This window comes from Microcystis sp. MC19 (assembly GCF_003019735.1).
Classification (GTDB): domain Bacteria; phylum Cyanobacteriota; class Cyanobacteriia; order Cyanobacteriales; family Microcystaceae; genus Microcystis.
Window position 1 is genome coordinate 4,308,357 of record NZ_CP020664.1, and the last position, 24,256, is coordinate 4,332,612.

22 protein-coding genes and 2 pseudogenes are annotated in these 24,256 nt (G+C 43.9%); 15 read left to right on the plus strand and 9 right to left on the minus strand.

Annotated features, from left to right (window positions below; translation table 11 throughout):
• The first annotated feature begins 32 nt into the window (after nt 1–32).
• Nucleotides 33–470: a pentapeptide repeat-containing protein gene (locus B5D77_RS21915; protein WP_002758200.1), complete on the plus strand. Its 438-nt coding sequence runs from the start codon at nt 33–35 to the stop codon at nt 468–470.
• Between the two features lie 98 nt (nt 471–568).
• On the opposite strand, the gene B5D77_RS21920 is transcribed toward B5D77_RS21915, so the two are convergent.
• A complete protein-coding gene (locus B5D77_RS21920) occupies nt 569–1,468 on the minus strand; it encodes a hypothetical protein (RefSeq protein ID WP_106909649.1) in 900 nt (299 codons plus the stop codon).
• Between the two features lie 11 nt (nt 1,469–1,479).
• On the opposite strand from B5D77_RS21920, the gene B5D77_RS21925 reads away from it, so the two are divergent.
• The 3 genes and pseudogenes from B5D77_RS21925 (at nt 1,480) to B5D77_RS21935 (ending at nt 2,661) form a co-directional block, all read left to right on the plus strand.
• Nucleotides 1,480–1,872, plus strand: coding sequence for a hypothetical protein (locus B5D77_RS21925; protein ID WP_008198724.1), 393 nt, complete (start codon nt 1,480–1,482; stop codon nt 1,870–1,872).
• A gap of 107 nt (nt 1,873–1,979) precedes the next feature.
• Nucleotides 1,980–2,369, plus strand: a pseudogene (locus tag B5D77_RS21930) (hypothetical protein); the annotation flags it as partial.
• Between the two features lie 76 nt (nt 2,370–2,445).
• Nucleotides 2,446–2,661, plus strand: a complete 216-nt coding sequence (locus tag B5D77_RS21935; protein WP_106909650.1) for a DUF2283 domain-containing protein — start codon at nt 2,446–2,448, stop codon at nt 2,659–2,661.
• A 17-nt stretch (nt 2,662–2,678) separates the two neighbouring features.
• Here B5D77_RS21935 and B5D77_RS21940 read toward each other — a convergent pair.
• Nucleotides 2,679–3,742 (minus strand): ISKra4 family transposase gene (locus tag B5D77_RS21940; protein ID WP_106908108.1). Its coding sequence is split into 2 segments (ribosomal slippage): nt 2,679–3,586 and nt 3,586–3,742, totalling 1,065 coding nucleotides; the frame shifts between segments, so codons are not numbered across the junction.
• 144 nt (nt 3,743–3,886) lie between these two features.
• On the opposite strand from B5D77_RS21940, the pseudogene B5D77_RS28200 reads away from it, so the two are divergent.
• From B5D77_RS28200 to B5D77_RS21960, 4 genes and pseudogenes are all read left to right on the plus strand, one after another.
• Nucleotides 3,887–3,967, plus strand: a pseudogene (locus tag B5D77_RS28200) (DUF2283 domain-containing protein); the annotation flags it as partial.
• A 66-nt stretch (nt 3,968–4,033) separates the two neighbouring features.
• A complete protein-coding gene (locus tag B5D77_RS21945; protein WP_012267820.1) occupies nt 4,034–4,258 on the plus strand; it encodes an AbrB/MazE/SpoVT family DNA-binding domain-containing protein in 225 nt (74 codons plus the stop codon).
• A 4-nt stretch (nt 4,259–4,262) separates the two neighbouring features.
• Complete coding sequence (locus tag B5D77_RS21950; RefSeq protein WP_106909651.1) at nt 4,263–4,670, plus strand: type II toxin-antitoxin system death-on-curing family toxin; 408 nt, start codon at nt 4,263–4,265, stop codon at nt 4,668–4,670.
• Nucleotides 4,671–5,140: 470 nt separating this feature from the next.
• The gene (locus B5D77_RS21960) at nt 5,141–7,831 is read left to right on the plus strand and encodes a tetratricopeptide repeat protein (protein WP_106909652.1); all 2,691 of its coding nucleotides are present in this window, start codon (nt 5,141–5,143) and stop codon (nt 7,829–7,831) included.
• A 382-nt stretch (nt 7,832–8,213) separates the two neighbouring features.
• On the opposite strand, the gene mnmG is transcribed toward B5D77_RS21960, so the two are convergent.
• On the minus strand, nt 8,214–10,121 hold the full coding sequence (gene mnmG, locus B5D77_RS21970) for a tRNA uridine-5-carboxymethylaminomethyl(34) synthesis enzyme MnmG (RefSeq protein ID WP_106909653.1): 1,908 nt from the start codon (nt 10,119–10,121) through the stop codon (nt 8,214–8,216).
• 232 nt (nt 10,122–10,353) lie between these two features.
• On the opposite strand from mnmG, the gene B5D77_RS21975 reads away from it, so the two are divergent.
• Nucleotides 10,354–11,781 carry a cytochrome ubiquinol oxidase subunit I gene (locus tag B5D77_RS21975; RefSeq protein ID WP_106909654.1) on the plus strand — a complete coding sequence of 476 codons (1,428 nt, stop codon included), beginning with the start codon at nt 10,354–10,356 and terminating at the stop codon, nt 11,779–11,781.
• An 8-nt stretch (nt 11,782–11,789) separates the two neighbouring features.
• A complete protein-coding gene (cydB, locus tag B5D77_RS21980) occupies nt 11,790–12,803 on the plus strand; it encodes a cytochrome d ubiquinol oxidase subunit II (protein WP_002753098.1) in 1,014 nt (337 codons plus the stop codon).
• Between the two features lie 82 nt (nt 12,804–12,885).
• On the opposite strand, the gene B5D77_RS21985 is transcribed toward cydB, so the two are convergent.
• Together B5D77_RS21985 and B5D77_RS21990 are read right to left on the minus strand one after the other, a co-directional pair.
• Complete coding sequence (locus tag B5D77_RS21985; RefSeq protein ID WP_044034776.1) at nt 12,886–13,380, minus strand: phosphoribosyltransferase; 495 nt, start codon at nt 13,378–13,380, stop codon at nt 12,886–12,888.
• Between the two features lie 22 nt (nt 13,381–13,402).
• Nucleotides 13,403–13,636: a hypothetical protein gene (locus B5D77_RS21990; protein WP_002771307.1), complete on the minus strand. Its 234-nt coding sequence runs from the start codon at nt 13,634–13,636 to the stop codon at nt 13,403–13,405.
• Nucleotides 13,637–13,937: 301 nt separating this feature from the next.
• On the opposite strand from B5D77_RS21990, the gene B5D77_RS21995 reads away from it, so the two are divergent.
• From B5D77_RS21995 to B5D77_RS22010, 4 genes are all read left to right on the plus strand, one after another.
• Complete coding sequence (locus B5D77_RS21995) at nt 13,938–14,627, plus strand: lecithin retinol acyltransferase family protein (RefSeq protein ID WP_008198756.1); 690 nt, start codon at nt 13,938–13,940, stop codon at nt 14,625–14,627.
• Nucleotides 14,628–14,717: 90 nt separating this feature from the next.
• Nucleotides 14,718–14,954 carry a hypothetical protein gene (locus B5D77_RS22000; RefSeq protein WP_039899623.1) on the plus strand — a complete coding sequence of 79 codons (237 nt, stop codon included), beginning with the start codon at nt 14,718–14,720 and terminating at the stop codon, nt 14,952–14,954.
• Between the two features lie 82 nt (nt 14,955–15,036).
• Nucleotides 15,037–16,200 (plus strand): GuaB3 family IMP dehydrogenase-related protein, encoded by a 1,164-nt coding sequence (locus B5D77_RS22005; protein ID WP_008198757.1) that lies wholly within the window; start codon nt 15,037–15,039, stop codon nt 16,198–16,200.
• Between the two features lie 188 nt (nt 16,201–16,388).
• Nucleotides 16,389–16,730, plus strand: a complete 342-nt coding sequence (locus B5D77_RS22010) for a DUF760 domain-containing protein (RefSeq protein WP_008198760.1) — start codon at nt 16,389–16,391, stop codon at nt 16,728–16,730.
• 542 nt (nt 16,731–17,272) lie between these two features.
• Here the strand turns inward: B5D77_RS22010 and B5D77_RS22020 are convergent.
• Both B5D77_RS22020 and B5D77_RS22025 read right to left on the minus strand, forming a co-directional pair.
• Nucleotides 17,273–17,824 carry a TolB family protein gene (locus tag B5D77_RS22020; RefSeq protein WP_008198763.1) on the minus strand — a complete coding sequence of 184 codons (552 nt, stop codon included), beginning with the start codon at nt 17,822–17,824 and terminating at the stop codon, nt 17,273–17,275.
• Nucleotides 17,808–18,089 (minus strand): helix-turn-helix transcriptional regulator, encoded by a 282-nt coding sequence (locus B5D77_RS22025; protein WP_002754772.1) that lies wholly within the window; start codon nt 18,087–18,089, stop codon nt 17,808–17,810. Before B5D77_RS22025 ends, B5D77_RS22020 begins: the two co-directional genes overlap by 17 nt.
• 480 nt (nt 18,090–18,569) lie before the next feature.
• Between B5D77_RS22025 and hisA the strand changes: the two genes are divergently transcribed.
• Nucleotides 18,570–19,331 (plus strand): 1-(5-phosphoribosyl)-5-[(5-phosphoribosylamino)methylideneamino]imidazole-4-carboxamide isomerase, encoded by a 762-nt coding sequence (hisA, locus tag B5D77_RS22030; RefSeq protein WP_008198767.1) that lies wholly within the window; start codon nt 18,570–18,572, stop codon nt 19,329–19,331.
• Here the strand turns inward: hisA and B5D77_RS22035 are convergent.
• Both B5D77_RS22035 and B5D77_RS22040 read right to left on the minus strand, forming a co-directional pair.
• Nucleotides 19,328–21,097, minus strand: coding sequence for an HlyD family efflux transporter periplasmic adaptor subunit (locus tag B5D77_RS22035; protein WP_106909655.1), 1,770 nt, complete (start codon nt 21,095–21,097; stop codon nt 19,328–19,330). The two genes, hisA and B5D77_RS22035, sit on opposite strands and share 4 nt — an antisense overlap.
• A gap of 161 nt (nt 21,098–21,258) precedes the next feature.
• A complete protein-coding gene (locus B5D77_RS22040; RefSeq protein WP_008198778.1) occupies nt 21,259–24,228 on the minus strand; it encodes a peptidase domain-containing ABC transporter in 2,970 nt (989 codons plus the stop codon).
• Nucleotides 24,229–24,256 lie beyond the last annotated feature (28 nt).

The window sequence follows — 24,256 nt, forward strand, 5'->3', positions numbered from 1 at the left end:
TAGAGAAGAAAACGAAGGAGGAGGCGAAAACGATGAAAAGGACTTTAATGATTACCCTAGGTTCCCTAGCCTCCTTACTGCTGATTAACCCCGTCGGTGCGGAAAATCCCCAACAGGTACAACAATTATTGAATACGCGGGAATGTCCGGGCTGTGATCTCCGCGGTGCAGATTTAAGAGGGGCGCATCTAATCGGCGCAGATTTGAGAAAAGCGAATTTACAGGGAGCTAATCTGGAGGAAGCTAACTTAGAAGGCGCAGATTTGACCGATGCTAACCTAGAAGGCGCGAATTTAACCGCAGCTTTTCTGACTAATGCAAGTTTCAATCAAGCTGATCTCGATGGAGTCAATTTCACCAGCGCCGTGATTTATGATGCCGATGTGACAGGTGCATCGATGGAGAGAATTAACTTGACAAATGCTCAGATTTATGGCACTGGCATTGCTGTCGGTGGTGGCAATCCCTAGATAGGGTATGCTGAATGAATCTAAAAACCTTGTGGGTTGCGACTTTTAGACTTTTTTTATTAACGATCGCTTTTGATCATTTCCCCGATTGACTCTCATCAGGATTTTGGGACATCCGGCGCGAGAATCATCAATTGTCCTTCCTTATCCTCGCGAATGGCTAGAATCGCCGGACGTTCATTTTCTGCCGACTGAGGAGATAACCCGCGAAAAACATAGATCCAATTGTTATTTTGGATTAATAACCGCCAAACTCGCGGGGGATTGACTTTACTATCATTCGTTTCTTTTCCCCGCAGCTCTTCGAGTAATTTGGTCTCACCGATAATTCGATAACCTTTGAGAGAAGGATCGGTAAAAACATCATCAGGATTGCGACCGATCGCTATCTGTTTTTCTGGTAAAACTAAAGTGATAACTGGTAAGGTAGAACTATCATTAATTGCATCGCGACGGGCATCGATCGATCCCTGAATTCGAGCTAACCAAAAAAGAATAATTAATAGCCAAATAACAGCGATCAAATCTTTTCGGAGAGATTCGGGAATTCCCCGAACTAATAAACTTAGGGGTTGAAATTTTTGATGAAATTTCCGTTTAGATTGACTGACAATTGAATAGGATGGCAGGGGAGACAAAATCCAGAGAGTAAATTGAATCGCAAAGGCAACGGCAACCAGCGCCAGAAACGTTCGCAGCAACGCCCCGAAATCGCCACAGAAGACCTGTATCGGCACGAAAAGGAAGGAACGCAAGGGCAAGTCCAGACGGTTAATCTCAAGGCTAAACCAGCCGAAATAGGCCCACCGATAGATCCATCCTGTAAAATAGAGAAAAATCCCCAGCAAACCGAGAAGACTGGCGAAGGTTCCTAGTATCTGTGTTCCGGGAGGGGGAGAATTCGGAGCGCTCACGGCAAAATGTCCCTGATTGGCGTTTTCGATCGCTATCCTACTCGATCGACCGGGTTCTATCGCCAGTTCTTTGTATTTTATCAAGGAGAATAACCATGTCCATCGACGATCCCCGACAAGTTCGTTTTTTAATTGAGAAAATGGAAGCAAGTTTACCGATCCCTGTGCGTGCAACTCCCGAAACGTTAAAAATAGCTGAAACAAAAGGCGAGCGATACAAACCCGATCACCAGTTTTCGATCGATAAAATTTTCTACATGGGAGACGAGGGGGGAATTATTTGTTCCCTAAAAAACGAATCGGGAAAACAAACGAGTCTTGTCTGTTCTTTAACCCATCTACGCATCGATAACTCTCATCCGTTAGCGGCGGATATTCAATCCTACCAGAAAAAGCGATCGATGCGGATCGCACTACAGGATGGTAAAACTGGAAAAGCCCTCCGTATTGCCAAACAAAACCGCCCGAACAAAGGTTTCGGAAAGTAAAAATATATTGACAAAAACCGCAGGTTGGGTTAGGAGTAGCGCTAACCCACTGCATCCAAGATCGAAAACAGAACCAACTAAATCCCGATCATTCAGGCAAGGTAAAGATGAAAAAACTCTACCCAATAATAACCGCAACTAGCCTAGTTTTGATCGCCTCTCTTGCTGGCTATCATCTACCAGCCACCGGCGATCGATCTCCCGTAATCCCCGTATTCATACCAGATGATACGAAAGTATCTTTAAAAAATGGCACTTCTCTATCTGGGAGATTAATCAAGTTCGATTCCCAAGCAAAAATGATCGCTTTAGGGAGAGAATCAAAAACAAAAGAAGTGGCAATGAAAGAGATCAAACAGATAGAGTTTCAAGGCAAGGTTATTATCAAAAGCGGAACGCTTGTTATTCGTGGGGAAGGGGGATCAAGCAATCCAAAAGAGAATAGAGAACGCTGGCATGAACCCCTACAGAACTTCAAAATTGTTGATGTTAATGAATTTTTAACGCCTACCTACTTAGTAATTATAATCTTTTGGTAACTGTCCGTTTTGAACGCCGATTAAAGGGGAAACTATGAAAATAGACTATGATCGAGCCGCTAATGCTGCTTATATTCGTCGTTTTGAGGGAAAGGTTATTGATTCTGAGGAAGTAGCGCCGGGTATTGTCTATGATTACGATGAGACGGATAGGATTGTAGGGATTGAGATTTTAGGAGTCAAACAGAGAACGGCCGAACAATTCAAAAATAGGGAGCATCTCACCTTTGCAATAAGTAGAAATGCTTAATGAGATCAATAAAAAAGTTAAAAAAGGCAACCATTTAGATAAGCACAGCGATGACGAAGGACTTGCGGTACATTACAAGATTGCCAACTTGCACCAGTAATTTTAAGACGATGAGCAATTTGTTTAATTTTTGATTCGACGGAGCCAGAGCCAATGGAAATCCCCTCTGCCTGCAAATAACCATAATTGACAATTCGATGTTTATGCTTGTTTAAATAAGTAATAAAATTCTCAACTTGCGGCTCTGACCATCCTTCACAACAAGAGATAGCGGCGTCCACGTCCCCCTTCCATAGAAAACATTTTACCTCCTCAATTCGCTGGAATGACCCGCCAACTTTATAGAGGTTTTCGATTAAATGATACCAATCCAATATTTCAATTCTTTCCTGTTTCTCTCCGATCTCACGAAATAAATTCCAGATACCATCATGTCCATCTCCTAAACAAATTAAAGGCTTGGCCAAAACTTGAGAATTAACCAAATCTAATAAAGCTGAGTTATCTTGAAAAAAAGCCGCTACCCCCAGTTGATGAAAACTCACTGCTTTATAATCACGCCAAATTAAGGCTTTTCCCTTGGCAGTTCTTAGTCGTACCTTACCGCCATCTAGGCTCATTTCTTCCACTTCCACTTCTGGGTTAGACGGTAATTCTTCAAAAGCATATCGATGTACGAGGCGTTGTTGGGTACTGTGAGAAACAGCAATCCCTGTCAATGATTTGATTTTCTGCGCCGATTTTTCGTAGGATTCATCGCCACTTAATAGCAAACAGTTCTTCTCTAACATTGGACTCATCTGAGTCCGAGACTTTATTTCTAATTTTTTCGCTTGTTTTTCTGTAATTGGTAATTCCCCCAAAATACTTTTCACTTTTCTCGTCCGACCGGCAGTTTCTTCTGTGCTTGTTTTGACAAAAAAATACCGATTTCTGGGTTAACATAATGAATCATTAAATCTCTGACTGTCTCCTCTATCTCTCCCAAGTTATTAAATTTCTTAATTTGGGATTGCTCATAGAGACATTGCCCTAACTCTTGACATAACTCTTTAATTCTTTTTTCATTTTCTGATAACATTGAATTATTCCTCCCATCGAGAGCTATTCTGAATTGTAAGTTATAACTATTATAATCTCATTTCTCTTTGTGATCAAGTTGAAGATTTTCTAGTTTTTGACTGCTATAAGTATTAATACTCATTGCATAAGTGAGATGCTCCCCAAAAATATTGATTTTCCGTTGGAAGAGAGTGAAAAACAAGAGATTAGACAATGGTTCGGAAAGTTAATACTAAATTGTTAAGTGATGTGAGAAATTCAGGAAATATGGGAGGTGCTATAATTGACATATTTACTCAGTCAAAAAACGATGATTAAGTTAAAAGTCACAACGGTAGGGAACTCTATGGGGGTGATTTTCCCGAAAGAGTTGGTGGAGAAGCTGCGCCTTAGTAAAGGCGATATGCTCTACGTCTTGGAAACGCCGAATGGCTTTGAGCTTACACCCTACGACCCCGAATTTGTCCAGCAAATGGAAGTGGCGGAGGAAGTGATGCGCGAAGACTGGAATGTTTTGAGAAAGCTGGCAACTTAGGCTCATGAACCAGCTAATCTGGATAGCTGATGGGGTAGCTCTCGCGATTCATCACCGCCAAATAGCCGAGCATGGTGGATTAGAGGGTATTCGAGATGAGGGGTTGCTAGAAAGCGCACTTTCCCGACCGCAAAATTTTCTGGCTTATTCTGAGTCGCCTCCTGACATGGCTTCTTTGGCAGCAGCCTACGCTTATGGGATTGTCAAGAATCACCCTTTTGTAGATGGGAATAAGAGAACGGCCTATGTAGTGACGAGGACTTTTCTCAGGCTCAATGGCTACGATGTTCAAGCTTCTAGTCAAGAAAAATACCAGATATGGATCGATCTTGCTGTTGGTAAGCTTTCAGAGGAAGAATTAGCTGATTGGATTAGGAAACGTTTATTAAAGATTCCTCTAATGTCGGGTTAGCGAGGGGAAAAATCATGTCATTGATTAGATCTTCGTACTTAAATAAGACTGTTATCGCATTAAATTTAACAAGGGAGTTCAATATGATTACCTTTGAAAACGCGCTGGAGTTGGTTAGTCAATTACCCAGGGAACAGCAAGAAATGTTAATCGAGTCAGGGGAGAATATCAGGAATTGAGAGCCTGTTCCTGTAGTTATGATTGCCGCATCATTTTCTATGGCTCTTCTGGTTTCTGTGTGATCAGTTTAACTTACATTATGATCGATCTTTGTGTCCTTTGTGTCTTTGTGGTTCGTTCCACTCACTCGCTAGGAGTAATGTATCTTAGAATACATTTTACCCACCAAATCTAAGAGAGCCTTTTCTATTTAGAACAAGACGAGAAAATTCCAACAGATAGAATAGTTTTGATTAACATTGGAACTCATGATGAGGTGTATTAACTAATAACTGATAGCGGAAATAACTATGAATCCCAAAATTTACGCCTTACTTACCCTTTCTCTAGTGGCTACCGTCACCCTACCAGTTGTTAACGGGAAGCTACCCCCTCTCATCCCTGCGGTGATGGCGCAAAATACAAACGCGAGGAAAGCCGAAGCAGATAGGCTTAATGAGCGAGGTATTCAATTACTATTAGTGGAAGTAAAGATGAAAAGTTCAGTAGTCATTGCACAGACAATAGAAAATCAAGCTGTTGAGGCAGAACAATTATATCAGGAGTCAGGAAAGCAATTCTATTTAGGTAGAACTCAAAAAGCCCTAGAAATGCTTGAACAAGCTCTATATCTTTATATAAAAATCGGCAATCGCACCAGAGAAGGAGAAACTCTTACCAATATAGGTTTTGTTTACGGTAGTATCAGTCAGTATCGAAAAGCCCTAGAATTTTATCAGCGAGCTTTAGTTATTAGTAGAGAAGTTGGCAATCGATTAGGAGAAAGTACTACGCTCAATAACATTGGATTTGCTTATGGCAATCTTGCTCAATATCGAGAAGCATTAACATTTTTTCAGCAAGCCTTAGCTATCAGCAGAGAAATAAGTGATCGTAATGGAGAAGGCATTGCTTTTAGTAATATTGGGTTAATTTATAATTATCTGGGGCAGTATCAATCTGCAAGAGAATCTTATCAGAAAGCCTTAAATATTCGTCGTGAACTGGGCGATAAACTGGGAGAAGCTATTACTCTTACTAACCTTGGGCTATTATCAGAGAATCTGGGAGATTATAAAAGTGCATTACAGTTTTATGAGCAAGCTTTAACTCTTAGCAGAGAAATTGATGATAAATCAATAGAGACTACTACTTTAAATAATATTGGCAATATTTACAGTGACATTGGATTGAATCAAGAAGCATTGAAATCCTATCAGCAAGTTTTGGCTATTTGCAGGGATATAGGTAATAGTTGTTCTATGGAAGGAACAATCCTTACTAATATTGGTTTGTATTACGATAATCAGGGTCAATATCAAGAAGCACTTAAGTTCTATCAGCAATCTTTAGATATTCGTATAAAAAGTGGCGATAAAAGAGGGAAAGGAATTACCTTAAACAATATTGGTGTTGTTTATCGGAAAATCAATCAATATCAAAAAGCACTAGAGTTTCATCAGCAAGCTTTAGCCATAAGGAGAGAAATCGGCGATCGTGCTGGAGAATCCGCATCTTTAAATAATTTAGGAATTGTTTATCGAGATACTAATCAACCCTCGGAAGCAATAAAAAATTTAGAAGCATCCCTTAAAATTATCCTAGATATGCGTGGAGGATTATCCCGCGACGACCGCAAACAATTCTTAGCAACCAATGAAGGAACCGTAATCACTCTCGCCGAAGTCCTCATCCAGCAAAACCAACCAGAAAAAGCCTTTCAATGGCTTAACCTCGCCACTACCGCCGATCTCGCCGATTACAATCGCCTGATCGATGCCAAAGTTGCTGATCCCGATGCACAAAAAGCACTTGATAACTGGAACACCGACAATCAACAACTCGAAGGAATGCGCCGACAACTACAGGATAAATACTCGGAAGAACTAGCAAAAGATATCCGACAATTCGAGGAGAAAGTCTATAAAAATGCGGAAATTATCGGAGAAAAATATCCTGAAATTGCTGAACTTTTTGAAACTAAACCCACCGACATCGCCCAACTCCAGAAAAATATCGCTCCTGATACCCTCGTCATTCAACCCGTTCCCCTCCGCGATGAAGTCGCTCTATTTCTCGTTACCAGAGAAAAATTAATCGTTATTCAAAGTGATACAAAACGCGAGGAATTGAATAAACTCGTCAGCGAATACCGTACCCAATTAGCCGATCATAAAAATAGCGATGTGGATGTTACCGGTGGCAAACTCTACGAGATTTTAATCCGTCCCATTGAATCACAAATCGCCACCAGTTCCCCGAAAAATATCGCTATTATCGCCACTGGACAACTGCGCTATATTCCCTTTGAAACTCTCTACGATAAGAAAAATGACCAAGTTCTCCTAGAAAAATATCCAATTTATTATTTAACTCGCATCTCCACATCTACCCCTCCCGCGACCGAAAGAAAACCCTTACAAGGCCTAGCATTTGCTAACCCTAAACCCACCCAAGAAGAACTTAAAGGCACAGAAATAGAAGCAGAAACTATCAGCAAAATCTTTCCGGGAAGTGAAAAATATCTCGGTATAAACGCAACTCTAGATATATTCAAAAAACAAGCCTTTCGCTTCTCGATTTTACACTTAGGAACTCATGGATGCTTTAATCTTGCTGGCTGTCCTAATTTGGGTATGCAAGCTAATACTATTCTTTTCGCCAATAAAGAGCAATATAACATCGCTGATGCCGCATTATTAGGCTTAAAAAATACCGAATTAATCACCCTGAGTGCCTGTCAAACCGCCAAGGAAGCCAACGCAGACGGCCAGGAAATTTCAGGACTTGCTTACGTCTTAGAAAGAGCCGGTGCTAAATCAGTAATTGCCAGTCTTTGGAATGCTGAAGATAATACCAGTGCCGAAATTATGACCCAATTTTATCAAAATCTCAAGAATGGTATGACTAAAAGTGAAGCCATGCAAAAGGCCAAACTGAGTCAAATTAAAAGCCATCCTTATTTTTGGTCGCCCTTTATTTTGATTGGGTCTGCTAATTAAGTAGGTAGGCACAATTATTTGTAGGATGGGTTAGCGGTAGCGTAACCCATGCGGGCGTTGGGTTTCATGCTTCAACCCAACCTACGTTCATTTTATATTTAATTCCACCCACCCACTTAGGGTTTGCTGAAAAAGTACGGGCGAAGCATTCGGATAGAAAATCTACGGTTTCACCGATAGGTTATTGCCCGAATGCTTCGCCCCTACAGGAGGCGGGCCGATGAAGACGCAAGGTTTTGAAGCATGATTCTCTCAAAATCTTGCACCTGTTTCGCGAGAAAAGCCACAAAACCCTTACCTTGCCTACATTTCACATTTATTCAGCAAACCCTAATTAAGCAGCCGATGATAACTCTCGATCGCTGATAATCAGAATTATTTGCTAACTTTTAACTGCCGACATCTGCCGCATTTCTAAATACACTAATAAAGCGTTGATATCGGCAGGATTGACTCCGCCAATTCGCGAGGCTTGACCGATGGTGGCGGGTTTAATTTTTGTTAATTTTTCCCGCGATTCCATTGACAAAGTTTCGATTTTCATGTAGTCAATATCGGGGGATAAATGACGGTTACTGTGGCGACTAATTTGGTCAATTTGATTTTGTTGTCGTTTCAGATAACCGGAATATTTAATTTCAATTTCTACCCCTTCTCTTTCGGCTAAATTTAACTCGGGATTACCTAAACCATAGCGATCAAGATCGAGATAATGCAAGCTAGGACGACGCAGTAAATCCGCTAAAGAGAGAGAACCTTTGATTTTTTGTTCCGTATCCTTAACGATGGCAATTGCCACCTCATCCCGTTCTTTAATTCTCGTTTCGTGTAGGCGTTCTTTTTCAGCGATAATATTAGCCTGTTTAGTTTGGAATAATTGCCAACGCCGGTCATCAATTAAGCCAATTTCTCGCCCTAAAGGTGTTAATCTTTGATCTGCATTATCCGATCGCAATACTAAGCGATATTCGGAACGACTGGTTAACATTCGATAGGGTTCCCGCAGATCCTTGGTACACAAATCATCGACCAAAGTTCCTAGATAACTTTCCTCCCGGGGAAAAACAATTAACTCTTTTCCTAAAGCAAACCGGGCCGCATTAATCCCCGCCACCAGTCCCTGGGCTGCCGCTTCTTCATAACCGGTTGTCCCGTTAATTTGTCCCGCACAAAATAATCCCTCAATCTTCTTCGTCATCAGGGTTGGATAACACTGAGTTGCTGGTAAATAATCATATTCCACTGCATAGGCAGCACGCAACATCACACAGTTTTCTAAACCGGGTAAAGTCCGCAGCATTGCTAATTGAACATTTTCCGGCAGTCCGGTTGAAAAGCCTTGGATATAAAGTTCGGGAATATCGCGCCCTTCCGGTTCGATAAAAATTTGATGACTTTCTTTATCGGCAAAACGGACGATTTTATCCTCAATACTAGGACAATAACGCGGCCCTTTGGAGTCAATAAAACCGCCATAAATGGGGGATAAATGTAAATTATCTCTGATTAATTGATGAGTGGCCGCCGTGGTGCGGGTGAGATGACAGTTCATTTGTTCCCGTTCGATCCACACCTCCGGATCAAAACTAAACCAACGCACCTCCTCATCAGGCGGTTGCGGTTCCATGCGGGAGTAATCCACTGAACGCTTATCCACACGGGCAGGAGTGCCAGTTTTTAGGCGACCGGTCTCGAATCCGAGACGATTTAGGGTTTCTGTTAAACCCACCGCCGCAAATTCGCCCGCGCGTCCGGCGGCCATGGATTTGCCGCCGATCCAGATTTTGCCGCCTAAAAAAGTGCCAGTGGTTAAAATGACGGCTTTAGCGGCGAAACAAGTGCCGAAATAGGTTTCTACCCCTAAAACTTGCTCATTTGCCCCTAAAATCAGGTCTGTGGCCATGCCTTCCCGAATAACCAGATTGGCTTGGGTTTCGACGATACCTTTCATCACCGCCGCGTATTCCCGTTTATCGGTTTGGGCGCGTAGGGCCCAGACTGCCGGTCCGCGAGAGGCATTAAGAACCCGTTTTTGCAGATAGGTGCGGTCGGCCATTTTGCCAATTTCGCCGCCTAAAGCGTCCACTTCGTGGGTTAATTGGGATTTAGCTGGACCACCGACGGCGGGGTTACAGGGTTGCCAGGCGATTTTATCGAGATTAAGGGTGAGGAGAAGGGTACGACAACCGAGACGGGCGCAAGCTAGGGCCGCTTCACAGCCGGAATGGCCCGCCCCGACGACGATGACATCAAATTCATCTTGAAAGTCTGCGGCTGAGGAGAAAGTCATACTCGATCGAGGGGAAAATTAATTAATCAGGCTAATATTCTAGCAATTTTTCTGAGTTTTCCCCCCAATATAATACAAGAATACTAACTAAGTCATTGACTAACACCAAAGCGATCGCATAAATCTAAAAACAATCTATATAATCCCTATTTACCCTTGCCTTTTCAGGGCATTACTGGCTAAGTATTATAGGTGCTTATCATATCTTCACGATCGTTTAAAGATTGTAATCATGGATTTACTTGCCAATCCCGTTGCTTTGTCGCGGATACAATTCGCCATCACCGCTATCTTCCATATGCTTTGGCCGGTGTTAACCACTGGTATGGGCATTTATCTAGTCATTGTCGAAGGATTATGGCTAAAAACTCGCAATCCTGACTACTATCATCACGCTCGCTTCTGGTCAAAACTCTACATTCTCAATTTCGGCATTGGAGTTGCTTCTGGTTTACCCATGGCCTTCCAGTTTGGTATGAATTGGGCGCCTTTTTCGGAAGCAGTGGGGGACTTTTTCGGAACTATCCTCGGTTTCGAGGGAACCATGGCCTTTATGCTAGAGGCTAGTTTTCTAGGAATTATGTTGTTTGGTTGGGGACGAGTTCCCCCTTTAATTCACTTCCTAGCGACAATTCTCGTCGCTTTCGGGGCTAATCTTTCCACTTTCTGGATTTTAACCGCTAATTCTTGGCTGCAAACCCCCGCCGGCGGCATTTTCGTGGATGGTAAATTTATCGTTCAGGATTACCTACAAGCGATTCTCAATCCCTTCATGGTTAATAGTTTCCTGCATATGTTTTTCGCTACTCTGGAAACTTCTCTTTTCGTCATTGGTGGGATTAGTGCTTGGTATTTGCTCAATAAACGTCACATTAGCTTTTTTAGTCGTTCTCTCAAAATTGTTCTTACTCTAGCGATTGTTATTGCTCCCTTGCAAATTTTTGTCGGTCATCTTAGTGCTGAACAAGTGTATCACTATCAACCGGCTAAATTAGCCGCCATGGAAGCGCAATGGGAAACCATTCCTGCGGGAGAAACTGCCGGTTGGAGTTTGGTTGCTTTACCCAAGGATAAAGCGGAGACAAATAGCTGGGAAGTGAAGATTCCTAATGCTTTGGGTTATCTTTTGGAATTAAAACCCAAGTTATCGGAACCTGTTCTGGGCTTAAAAACGTGGAAATACGAAGACAGACCGCACATGGTGGGGCTAATCTATTATTCCTTCCGGATTATGGTCGCTATCGGTCTTTTTCTCGCGTCTTTAATGGCTGTAACTGTCGGGCAATGGCTGCGCGGTCAATTATCTAACGAAAAAATCGACAGTCAAAAATGGTTACTGCGCGCTTGGGTTTTTGCAGCCCCTCTGGGTTATCTTGCGGTTGAAACCGGTTGGATTGTCCGTTGTGTCGGTCGTCAACCCTGGACAGTTTACAATCAAATCCGGACAGTGGATGCTGCTTCTAAACTGCCCGCAGGCGAGATTTTAACCTCTTTAATCGGAATTACGGCGATTTATGTCGTTTTCTTGGTTTCTGCTCTCTATTTCGGTAGTCTTATTATCCGTCAGGGACCAAATCTTAACTTACCACTGCCGGGGACTCAACAGGAAAAAGTGACCTCACCAGAACTAAATCCTCGTTCCCTAGAAGCGCAACAATAGGAGGAACTATGGAACCGTTACAGTATTTTTTGCCGCAAATTTGGTTTTTTATTCTGGGATTATTTCTGTTTCTCTACGTCCTTCTCGATGGTTTTGACTTGGGGGTGGGAATTCTTTCCCTGACTTCCTCCTCCGAGAAGCGTCGCAGTATTTTAATGACCAGTTTGGGCAATGTTTGGGATGCTAACGAAACTTGGATTGTCTTGATGGGTGGTTCCCTGTTTGGGGCGTTTCCCCTAGCTTACGGGACAATTTTAAACGCTTTATACCTGCCAGCAGTGATTATGGTGGTGGGGCTGTTATTTCGGGCTGTTTCCTTCGAGTTTCGTGAACATTCTCGTCGCAAGTTGTTCTGGAATTATGCCTTCGGACTCGGCAGTTTTTTGGCCGCTTTGGGGCAAGGATTCGCCCTCGGTGCGGTTTTTGAGGGCATTAAAGTGGATGAATTGGGTCATTTTGCCGGCGGCCCCTTTGATTGGTTAACATGGCGATCGATTCTAGTGTCTCTAACTTTAATCCAAGCTTATGTTTTAGTGGGTTCCACTTACCTAATTTTGAAAACTACGGGTAATTTACAGGAAGTTCACTATAAAACGGCAAAAATTGCCGCTATTACCACTTTTATCGGTGCTGTCTTTATCACCATCAGTACGCCGCTGCTTTCTGACCATATCCGTCAGCGTTTATTTGACCCTCGACTAATTTACATCTTTATCCTCATCCCGATTTTAGCTGTGGTCTTACTGGGTTTATTACTGCGGAGTTTGCAACTAAAGGAAGAAAACACCCCCATGGTCTGGACAGTATTGCTGTTTATGCTCTCTTTTATCGGTTTGGGATTGTTGATTTTCCCCGATATTATTCCCCCGTCCGTGACAATTTATCAAGCGGCGGCCGCCCCTAGTTCTTTGGTGTTTATGCTGACTTTTGTTGGTTTTTTAATCCCAATTTTACTAGCCTATACAGTTTATAATTACATCGTTTTTCGGGGCAAAATTACTGCTGAATCCTACGGAGAATAGATGGCGTTGCCGATTTCAGATATGAATCTTCTTTGGTGGTATTTTTAAGGGGAAACTCTCTACCGCTGATGCTAAACTGAATTTATTCTAGGAGGTCTTTGGGGGTAATTAACTCGTAACGCTCGAAGGGTTGATGAATCCAAGGATTATCGGGGTAATATTTCACATAATAGTCAGGTTTGATTCTTGATGCCGCTTTGTACCAGATCACCGCAGTTTTGATATTGGTAATCCCGTATTTTTCCTGCAATAAAATCGAGGTTTTTTGGAGGGTGATTCCCGAATCGACTAAATCATCCACTAATAACAAGGGACTCTTTAATTTGGCTTCGATCATGGCTAAATTCGAGGAAATAGTTAATTCTCCCCGAATTTGATGATTTTGCCCCCCGTAGGAAGCAGCGTAGAGAATGGCTAGGGGTTGACGAAAAAGACGACAGAGAATGTCACCGACGCGCAATCCTCCCTTAGCTAAACAGACAATCTGAGCAAATTGCCAACCAGAATGATCGATTTTTACTGCTAATTTTTCGATCAGACGATGGTATTCATCCCAAGAAACATAAACATCGGCCATATTTTCGATTCCCGATTGAGAATTACTTATTTTCGGCAGGTCGATCACTACTCCAGGCCCACCAAACTCGATCGCATTGACAATGATAGAATTCCTGCCATTTACGACGGGAATCTTCTCCTAAAACGGGAGCGCGGCGATTGATCCAAACGGCCTGAGCTTCTTTAGCTTTTGCCCCACAGTAAGGACAACAAAAATTGTAGGCGTGAACAGCATTCTCTGTCCAGTCAGGGGGAAAGGGACTAAAAGCATCCATAATCTCTGGTTTAAGGGGGTTAACAGTCAAAAAGGGGCTTCCATCGCTGGTATTTAGGCTATAGTTCTCAATTTCTGCTGCGATAATTTTTACAGCGTTTCCCATAAAAATGAAGTGTAACCTAATTTGGTATTGACGACCGACTCCCCTAAAGGAAAACTTTGTACCTCACTATTAAGATAAATGCTACCATAGGTTTTGACAAATCGCGATCGGGAATATTTTCATGAAAACGAAGATTAATACCCAGAAAAACTGACTCAATAGATAATCTCCTTGTTTACTCTATCACTAAAAAAATATGGCTAAAGGGGATCAAATATACGCCTATCGGGAATTGCTCAATCTTCGGGGTGTTTATGCCCATCATGGCATCGATTGCGGTGATGGTAGCGTCATTCATTACCGAAAACCGAGCGAGATTGTGGAACGAACTTCCCTAGAAACCTTTGCTAGGGGGGGTAAAATCTATGTGGTGCGCTATGTAGAGGTGGGATTTTCATTTATCCCCGATGTGGTGGTAGAAAGGGCGCTAAGTCGTCTGGGGGAGCAGAAATATAATCTTCTTTTTAACAACTGCGAACATTTTGCCACTTGGTGTAAGACCGGTATTAGCAAAAGTCAACAGATAGAAGAATTTATCCCGATTATTACCCATTTACAAGCGGTCGGACTCTACGAACCTCTGAAAAAATCCCTGATCGGAGCCGACCCCAACAATGCCCAAACCCTGTTAACAGGGGCTTTAAGCAATCTTAAGGTGAGTTGGGATGAAATTCAACCCCAGTACAAAAAAGCCATTCAAGAAGCAGAAACATGGAATCGAGTAGCGATCGAAGCTTTAAGCAGAAATCGCGATGATTTAGCCCGGGAAGCCCTGAAACGCAAGGTAGAAGCCAAAAAACAGGCAAAACGCCATCAGGAACAATTGGATCAAATAGCGGCCATGACCGAAAATGTTCTTAAAAGTCTGGTGATTGCTAACGGTTAGTCTGGATGTCAGTAAACGGTTCAGTATCTAACCCTCTGCCGATTGCCTCAGTTGATTCCCATCCACATCAGGTAATTTTAGTTGCTCGCTATGGAAATCTGGATTATTTTACGTTTTTCAATCGCCGCTGCCATTATCGCTTTAGTTTGCTGGTCTTTAACCAGTGCCGTGCGCGATAGTTGGCAAGTTGCGCGACGGATGCACTCTATCCCTTGCTCCCACTGCCGCTACTTTACCAACGATTATCGCCTCAAATGTAGTGTACAACCCAGGAGCGCCAACACCGAACAAGCGATCAACTGTGGCGATTATTTTCCCGATGCCTAGTTTGCCATAATACCGAAAAGCTTTTCGAGATGGTGCGAAATTTGCTAGTCTAGGCTAAATAGGTCTGAAATAGTATAGAAACGTGGATACAATTATTGGTCGGGGCAAAACAGCCCGTAGAGCTTACGGTATCGATGAAATCGCACTTGTACCCGGAGTGCGAACCCTCGATCCTAGTTTAGCCGATACCCGTTGGTCTCTCGGCAATATCGAGCGGGAAATCCCGATTATCGCCAGCGCTATGGATGGGGTGGTGGATACTAAAATGGCCGTCCTTCTCTCCGAGTTGGGGGCGCTAGGGGTACTAAACCTCGAAGGTATTCAAACTCGTTACGAGGATCCTAACCCGATTCTCGATCGCATTGCGGCGGTCGGCAAAGCAGAATTCGTCGGTTTAATGCAGGAACTCTACGCAGAACCGATTAAACCGCAACTAATCGAGCTTCGTATTCAAGAAATTAAAGAAAAAGGCGGTATTGCGGCAGTTAGCCTCACCCCTGCCGGTGCCGTCAAATACGGTGCTATCGTTGCCCAAGCAGCGGCCGATATTCTCTTTGTCCAAGCAACGGTTGTTTCCACTGCCCATTTATCCCCGGAAGCTATCACCCCCCTCGATTTGGTGCAACTGTGCCAAGAAATGCCCATTCCCGTGGTTTTGGGTAACTGCGTCACCTACGAAGTCGCCCTTAACCTGATGAAAACCGGGGCAGCTGGGGTTTTAGTCGGTATCGGTCCGGGGGCTGCCTGTACTTCTCGCGGCGTTTTAGGAGTGGGAGTTCCCCAAGCCACTGCTGTGGCCGATTGTGCCGCCGCTAGGGACGATTTTTTCCAAGAAACCGGTAAATACGTCCCCGTTATTGCCGATGGCGGCATTATTACCGGCGGTGATATCTGCAAATGTATCGCCTGTGGTGCTGACGCGGTGATGATTGGTTCTCCCATTGCCCGGTCATTGGAGGCCCCTGGCCGCGGTTTTCACTGGGGTATGGCCACACCTAGTCCGGTTCTACCCCGGGGGACCCGAATTAGTGTGGGCAGTACGGGAACTATTGCCGAAATCCTCGTTGGACCGGCAAAATTAGATGATGGTACTCATAACCTCCTAGGGGCGCTGAAAACCAGTATGGGAACTTTAGGTGCTAAGAACTTAAGAGAAATGCAACAGGTGGAAGTGGTGATTGCTCCCTCGCTGCTGACGGAGGGGAAAGTCTATCAAAAGGCCCAGCAGTTAGGTATGGGTAAATAAAAGTTATCGGTGAACAGCGATCGGTTATCATCAGTGTTAAGTTTTTTATTTTTGCTGGAGATGGGTTTTCTGCTTGGGATTACCATCACCTTCAGGTTCGGTTCTACCGACTCCCACTATTTCAAAAAACTGTTAGATTGGAAGAACCAAAAGGGTAATTTAAAAAAATTGAGTTAAGGAGATCAAAGGTGTATAGAGAAAACGATCGCCATCACAATTTATTTGGTACCGATAGCGAATTTTCCGAGAGTTTGTGGCAGTATGTGCAGACCCTAAGTCCAGAAACAATCGCCCAACTCTCGAAACCGGAGTCCCCAGAGGTTTTCCAGGTGATGGAACGCAACATTATCGGACTTTTGGGCAACCTTCCCTCTGAACATTTCGGGGTCACTATCAGTACCAGTCGCGAACATCTAGGCCGGTTATTGGCCTCGGCAATGATGAGTGGTTACTTTCTCCGCAATGCCGAACAGAGAATGAATTTTGAGAAATCCCTCGCTACTCTCCAGAGCGGTTCTAGCGATGTTTAAAGTTGAGCGGTAGTTAGTGGGAAAGGGAAAAAGATGACTTGGATCTGGCTAATAAATAATAAATGATGACTGATGACTGATAGCTGATTAAAGACAATTGGCTCTTCTAGGTTCTGTGTGATAAGTTTAATTGACATAGGATCGATCGATCTTTGTGTCCTTTGTGTCTTTGTGGTTCGTTCCACCCCCTCGCTCTTGAGAAATGTATCTTAGAATACATTTTACCCACCAAAGCTGGGAGAGCCGACAATTTTGCTGCCAGAGTAGTTCTTTTTCAATTGCCTGTTTTTCTCCGGGAGGGACAGTCCTTTCTGGCATAATATAAAGTCCCAGGGATTTAATCTGTTGATCCCTGCCGTGCTGCTAATTCCAGTTTTGACAGAGATACTGACCAAACTCTCCATATCAAATGGCAGTAAGTACCTAAGCAAAATTAATTACACATATCTAACCACCTCTTGCCTCTTGCCTATCTTCACTAGGAAATTAATTTTGCACGACTACTTAACATTGCTGTCTTTTCACTGATTACTGATCACTGATTATCGGGACGGGGAAGAATTGATCGAGGGTAAAGAAGGAGAAATTTCACCACCTCGATCAAATATTTCCAGATTCCATTGACCGAAACGATTACTTTCAAAAGCAATAAAACGACCGTTACCACTAATCGTCGGACGACGCACTTCTCCTAAAATATTTTCGGTGAGATTTTTGGTTTGCAGAGTTTGTCGATCATAAATATATATATCGGGTTTACCGGACTGTTCCGACACATAAACAATATAGCGACCATCGGCACTAATATCCGGTTGATCTTGATAGGTTTTTGCTTGATTTAACCCGGGTAGGGGAACTAAACGATTAGCCACTCGATCGAATAAATAAATCGTTCGTTGACCCCTGCGATCGGAGGCAAAGACCAGATAACGACCATCGTAGTTAAAACGGGGATTATCTTCAGAGGAAGGGGTATTTAAAGTATTTCCTAAAAGCTGTTGGGGAGGGGTGACAAAACCCGCATCACTACATCCCCCCAGACTGATGATATTAACCGCAAGCAAAAGTCCCAGAAGTTTAGGAAACCTGATCATCGGTCGGCACCGGGGAAGGAAGGATACAACAATTAATATCATCTAGACAAACTTTACCCCAATGCAATGCCCAACGCACCAACTCCACCCGATTATCGGTTTTTGTTTTCGTCAAGATGTTACTAATATGATTATCGACGGTACGCTTACTAATCTCTAGCTTTTCCGAGATTTCTTGATTAGTTAAACCATTAGCCACTAAATCGAGTATTTCTAGCTCTCGATCAGATAATGAAGCGGCTGTTTGAAACTTCCCAGCAGACATGAGTATAATTCCTCTAGTATATCTACTTATCATTCTAGAAGAATTTTTTCTTCTAGGAATCGATAATCAGTAATCAGTGATCAGTAAACAGTAATCAGTGAAAAGACAGCAATGTTACTGCCATTTAATCATGCACACTTAATAGATACTGCTCACTTAATACTCAAAACCTGACAGGGGGACAAGCTGGCTGAACTCTTTACAGTACAAGCTTTTTGGGGTGTTCGAGCCAAAAAGTTCGATGCAGCTGATCCCCAGTTGTTGATCAAGATTTCTAGTAAGCTCGCCCAAATCCCTGATTCTCTCCTTAGCTTTTTGGCTGAAAGCGATGTATCTGTTTGTAACTGAAGAGCCTCAAAACCTTTGTGGACAATGCTTTGAGAGGGATTGTTCCCCTGTCAGACTCCAAACTGATCACGGATAGCTGACGGCTGGTACTATATAATGAAAAACGCTCCTTAGTTAGATATTGAGAAAAACATGGAAGTTATCCCCGCTATTGATATTCTCGATGGCAAATGTGTGCGACTTTATCAGGGAGATTACCAACAATCGCAGGTTTTTAACGATAATCCCGCAATAGTGGCGCGAGAATGGGTCAATCAGGGGGCAACCAGATTACATTTAGTTGATTTGGATGGAGCTAAAGAGGGTAAATCGGTTAATTTGTCAACTATTGAAACAATTCTTAATGATATTGCCATCCCGGTGCAGGTGGGGGGTGGACTGCGAGATCTAGAAACGGTGAGTAATCTCCTAAAAATCGGGGTAGAAAAGGCGATTTTAGGGACAATAGCCGTAGAAAAGCCAGAATTAGTCAGCGAACTTTGTCAAAGCTTTCCGGGGCAAATAATTGTTGGTATTGATGCTCGCGATGGCAAAGTAGCCACTCGGGGTTGGTTAGAAACCTCCGAGGTAGAAGCGATCGCTCTTGGGCAAGATATGGCAAAAAGAGGGGCCAGCACGATTATCTACACTGACATTCATCGAGATGGCACGCTTTCTGGCCCTAATCTCGCCGCTTTGCGAGAATTAGCCGAATCTGTCGAAATTCCCGTGATCGCCTCCGGGGGTATTAGTTCCCTGACGGATCTACTGAGTTTATTGTCTTTGGAACCTTTGGGAGTAACGGGAGTAATCGTGGGCCGCGCCCTTTATACCGGTGCAGTTAACCTCTCGGAAGCGATTAACGCCATCGGATCGGGCCGTTGGCAGGATGTACCCCCGAATTTTTTCGCTTAACGGACTTGTTTGAGAGTATCCACCTGTTTGTTGAACATATCGGTAAATAGTCCCAAAACAGTGCGATTTTCATTGACTTTGATGTTGACGCTCACGGACATCCCCGATTGCAGGGGTAGAGTGGATTGATCTTTCAAAACTAAATCTTGACTGTTCAAGCGTACCCGGACGGGGAACCGATAAAAACGGTGATTTTCGTCGGGAGGTAAAGCATCGGAACCGATCGAGATTACTTCTCCCTTAATATCGCCGTATTCACTGTAGGAAAAGGAATCAATGCGAATATCGGCTTTTTGTCCCACGCGGACAAAACCGATGTCTTGGTTAGTCACGTCCACCTCTGCCACTAAACAACCTTTAGCGGCATCTTTGACCTGGGTGGGACAGCCATCGGGAACAAGTTTTAATAATGCCTCCGCTTGACTCGGTTGGGGAACAAACCCCGGCCGCGCCTTGAGATCAAAGACCACACCATCGATGGGGGCGGTAATTTTTTGATATTTAATCGTCTGTTGTGCTTGACTAATTTGACTGTCTAGTTCAGCAATGCGCTTGTTATTATCAATGATAATGCGACTGATCTGACTATCGATTTCAGCGATCCGTTTGTGATTGTCCGCCATTTTATCGCGCACATCTTTTTCCGTGATTACCGTGGTATTAATCAGCTTTTCTCGCGCTTGGGAGATCAACAGGAAATAACGCTTTTCCTCCTGTTCCAAACGGGAAATTTCGGCGATGCCGGTTTGTACTTCTTTCTCTTGTTTTTCTTGATCGATTTTGCCATTAGCCTCTTGCTGCAGCAGTTCATTTTGACGGTCAGTAACCGATTGTTTTTGCTTGTTGATCTGATAACGAGCCACTGCTCCTTCTTCTGCCAACGGTTCAATATCGTTAAGAATATTGCGCTCGATATCCAAGCTTTCTTGGCCCTGTTTCATGGCATTGGCATTACGAGTCTTAATTTCTTCTAAGACGAAGCGATCATTAATTAATTGCGAGCGGGCATCGGCCAACTGTACCCTAGTTTGGGCCAATTGTTTTTCTAGTTGTTCCATTTCCAATCTAGCGGCCGCTTGTCGAGAATCGGACTCCCGTTGGGCCGCCTCTAAACGGGCTAATTGATCACCTTGTAAAGAAGATCTAGAGGCACCTTCATTGACCTGTGCTTGATAAAGTTGATTTTCTGCCACCAAAGCGGCACGATTACGGGCTAAGTCGGCGATTTCACTCGGTAATTTTAATTGAGCGATCGAACTTTCCACTGCTGCCGGTGTCAGATCCTGCGCCATTAAGAGACGATAGAATTGATTTTCCTTCTCAGCACTGGTGCGAATTTTTCTCAAGGATTCTAACTGCACTTTCGAGGCACTGGAATCCATTAAAACCAGTACATCACCTTTGTTAACTCGATCGCCGTCTTTAACTTTAACTTCCTGTACTACCCCATTCACCGGTGATTGTACTTCTTGCACTTTGCCCTGGGGTTTAAGTTGTCCTTGGGCGCCCACCACCTGCTCGATTTTGGCGAACGCTGACCAAATTAAAGCGGCAGTGGTGACACTCATTAATGTCCAGATAATCGTCCGCGACCAAATGGGCGATTGTTTCAGGATCACCGATTGTTCCGGTGGGCTGAAAGTGGGTAAGGAAGGGGTAATACTTTTATTTTTCGTGGTAGTGGCCACGTTTTTACCCGCTTGGGTCAGTTCATCGCTTTTACCGTTGCCGTTGCCGTTTTGACCGTTGTTAGAATTACCATCCATGAAGATTCTCCTATATTTATTTTTTCAGTGTTGCCAAAGGCACGGCGTAGCCGTCCAGTGAACAGTAAACAGTAATCAGTGAACCGATAACCGTTTACTGATCACTGATAACTGATAACTGATAACTGATCACTGATCACTGATCACTGATAACTGACTGACTAGATTTGCGAATCCTGTTGTTTATAGAGAGTATAGTAAAGGCCTTTTTTGGCCATTAATTCCTCGTGGGTGCCTTCCTCCGCTACTGTCCCTTTATCCATCATGACAATAATATCGGCGGATTTGATCGAAGCTAGACGATGGGTGATAAAAAAGACCGTATGATCCTTGAAAGCTTCTTTGAGATTCAGACACACTTGCCGTTCGGTGTTATAGTCGAGGGCGCTGGTGGCCTCATCAAGAATGAGAATTTGCGGTCTTTGCAGGACGGAACGAGCGATGGCAACCCGTTGTCGTTGTCCCCCCGATAGGGATGCTCCCCGTTCACCGACACGGGTATTATAGCCATTGGGCAGGGTCATAATAAATTCGTGGGCCGCCGCTGTTTTCGCTGCCGAGACAATTTCCTCCACAGTAGCATCTGGGTTAGTCAGGGCGATATTTTCCTGTACCGTACCGTCAAATAATAGGGTTTCTTGGGGAACCATGCCGATTTGACGACGCAGGGAATAGAGTTCCACTTTATTGATATCATAGCCATCAATGAGAATCCGTCCCGATTCTGGTTCGTAGAGACGGGCTAATAGTTTAGTGATGGTACTTTTCCCGGCACCACTTTCTCCCACCAAAGCGACAAAAGTACCGGCGGGGAATTCTAAATTGACGTTGTATAGTTGCAGGGCGCCGTGGGGATTGAAGCGGAAAGCGAGGTTTTCGTAGGTGACATGGCCTTTAATTAAGGGCATGGGTATATTTTGGCGATCTAGTTCCGCTTCTTGGGGAGTATCGACGATATCGGCCAATCTTTCCAGGGATAAGCCGGTTTCTTGGAAGTTTTGCCAGAGTTGGGTCAAACGCAGAATCGGCGAGGTAACGTAGGAAGAGATAATCCGGAAGGCGATTAATTGACCGAGAGTGAGTTTTCCGTCTAAAACTAAGGCTGCTCCCACCCACAGCACTAATAAACCCGATAATTGGTTAAAGAAGTGACTAAAGGAACCGGCCAAAGTTGAGGTCATGACCGTTTGAAAACCTTCGGCCACATAGCGCGCATAACGCTCTTGCCACTGCCAACGGGAACGCAATTCGATATTCTGTGCTTTCACGGTTTGGATTCCCGTCATTACCTCCACTAGATAGGATTGGGTTTCGGCGTTTCGTTCCGCTTTTGCTCGCAGTTGTCGCCGCACGATCGGTGCGAAAATAGCTGTGGAGAGAACTAAAATCGGCACGACTCCCAGGGCCCAAACGGTTAGGATCGGGCTATAGATCAACATAACCACGATGTAGATAACCGAGAAAATGGCATCTAATACCACCGTTAGGGCTGTACCTGTTAAAAATTGCCGAATATTCTCTAATTCGTTGATTCTTGTCGAAATTTCCCCCACAGGTCGCCGTTCAAAGTATTTCAGCGGTAAGCGCAGCAGGTGATCGATAATTTCCGAACCGAGGGTCATGTCGATGCGGTTAGTGGTATCGACAAAAAGGGATGTCCTCAAAAAGGTTAAAATTCCCTCAAAAACGGCAATTACTAAGAGGAAAACCCCGAGGGTGTTCAGAGTTTCCGGGCTATTCTGCACGATCACTTTATCGATGATCACCTGAATCATCAAGGGATTGGCTAGGGCAAACAACTGCACGAAGAAAGAAGCGATAAAAACTTCTATTAAGACTCGTTTATGTTTCTTGACAGAGGGCCAAAACCATGATAGGCCAAAACGCTGTTGCTGGGTGTGTTTGGTGGGTTTGAGCAGAATTACTTCCCCTTTTTCGCCCCAAGATTCCAGAAATTCGCTGGTTTTGCGTTTAATTATCCCCCGTTCGGGAACGGCGATCGTGGTTTCCCGTTGATTAATTTCGTAGAGGATAACGATGGTGTCTTGCCAGCGAATTAGGGCAGGAGGGTTGATATTGGGCAAGGAAGTAGCATTTAGGGGTACTAATTGGCTATGGAGTCCCACTACCTCAGCCACAGCCCCACACAGGGGCAGGGAAAGGCTGCCAGTTCTTTGCAGTTGATCCCTTAGTATGCGTTGGATCACGTCCTTGCGAAAGGGGATATTAAAATATTTGCAGATCATCTGAAAACAGGCACTCACCGCCTCTAGTTCCGTTTTTCCCCTGAAAAAAGGATAGGATTTCTGGTTTTTCTGGACAGTTTTTTCAAGGTCGATATCGCTGGTGATGTCGCTTATTCTTCCTTGGGGGATATCCAATACCTGGGTGGGTTTATTTCCTTTGATGACTTGGGTTTCCCAGATATCATCCGTTTCTGTTGCTGCGGCCGCTTCGGTGGCAACTGTCAGGAATTCGTCTAACTGATTGGAGGAAAGACCTAATAAGCGGGCGTTAGTCGGATTATTCTGGGTGATAACTGTGCCGATAGGATAATTATCGGTATTTTCGCTGACTAACCAGAGATAATCATCGTTAATCTGGTTGTAGGACACACAAGCTTTGTTTAAAAGAGCCTGAGCAATTTCTTTCAGGTCCCCCCCACCCCAGGCCTGTTGATTAAGATAGGAGCCTAGGACAGCATAAACTTCAGCGATTGAGGTTTCTTTAAAGAAATGTTCCTTAAATTCGGGGTAATTATTGATTAAATACCAAAAATCCTCTTCTTTTAAGGTTAAACAGATCGTGACTTCCGAAGAAGCGATCACCGTTTCACAGGGGCTACCGCGCAGAAGACTAATCCACCCGAATAAATCGGCCGGCTGCAATTTAGCCAAAGTAACCGGCAACGGATTGTTAACCCTAGCATCGTAACCCAAAAGTCTGGCCTCTCCCTGGTAGAGAAGAACGAGGTGAGAGGGTAAGCGGTCGCACTTGAGTATGGCATTGCCCATCTCATAGCGAAAGGGTTGTAATTTCTGGCCCAGAGAACGTCTAACCTCGACGGGCAGGCGATCAAAGGGCTGTACAGTCTCCAGAAAGGCGGTAAAATCTAAAGTGGTGTAACTCATTAGCTAGGCGAAAATTGACTAAGTTGGC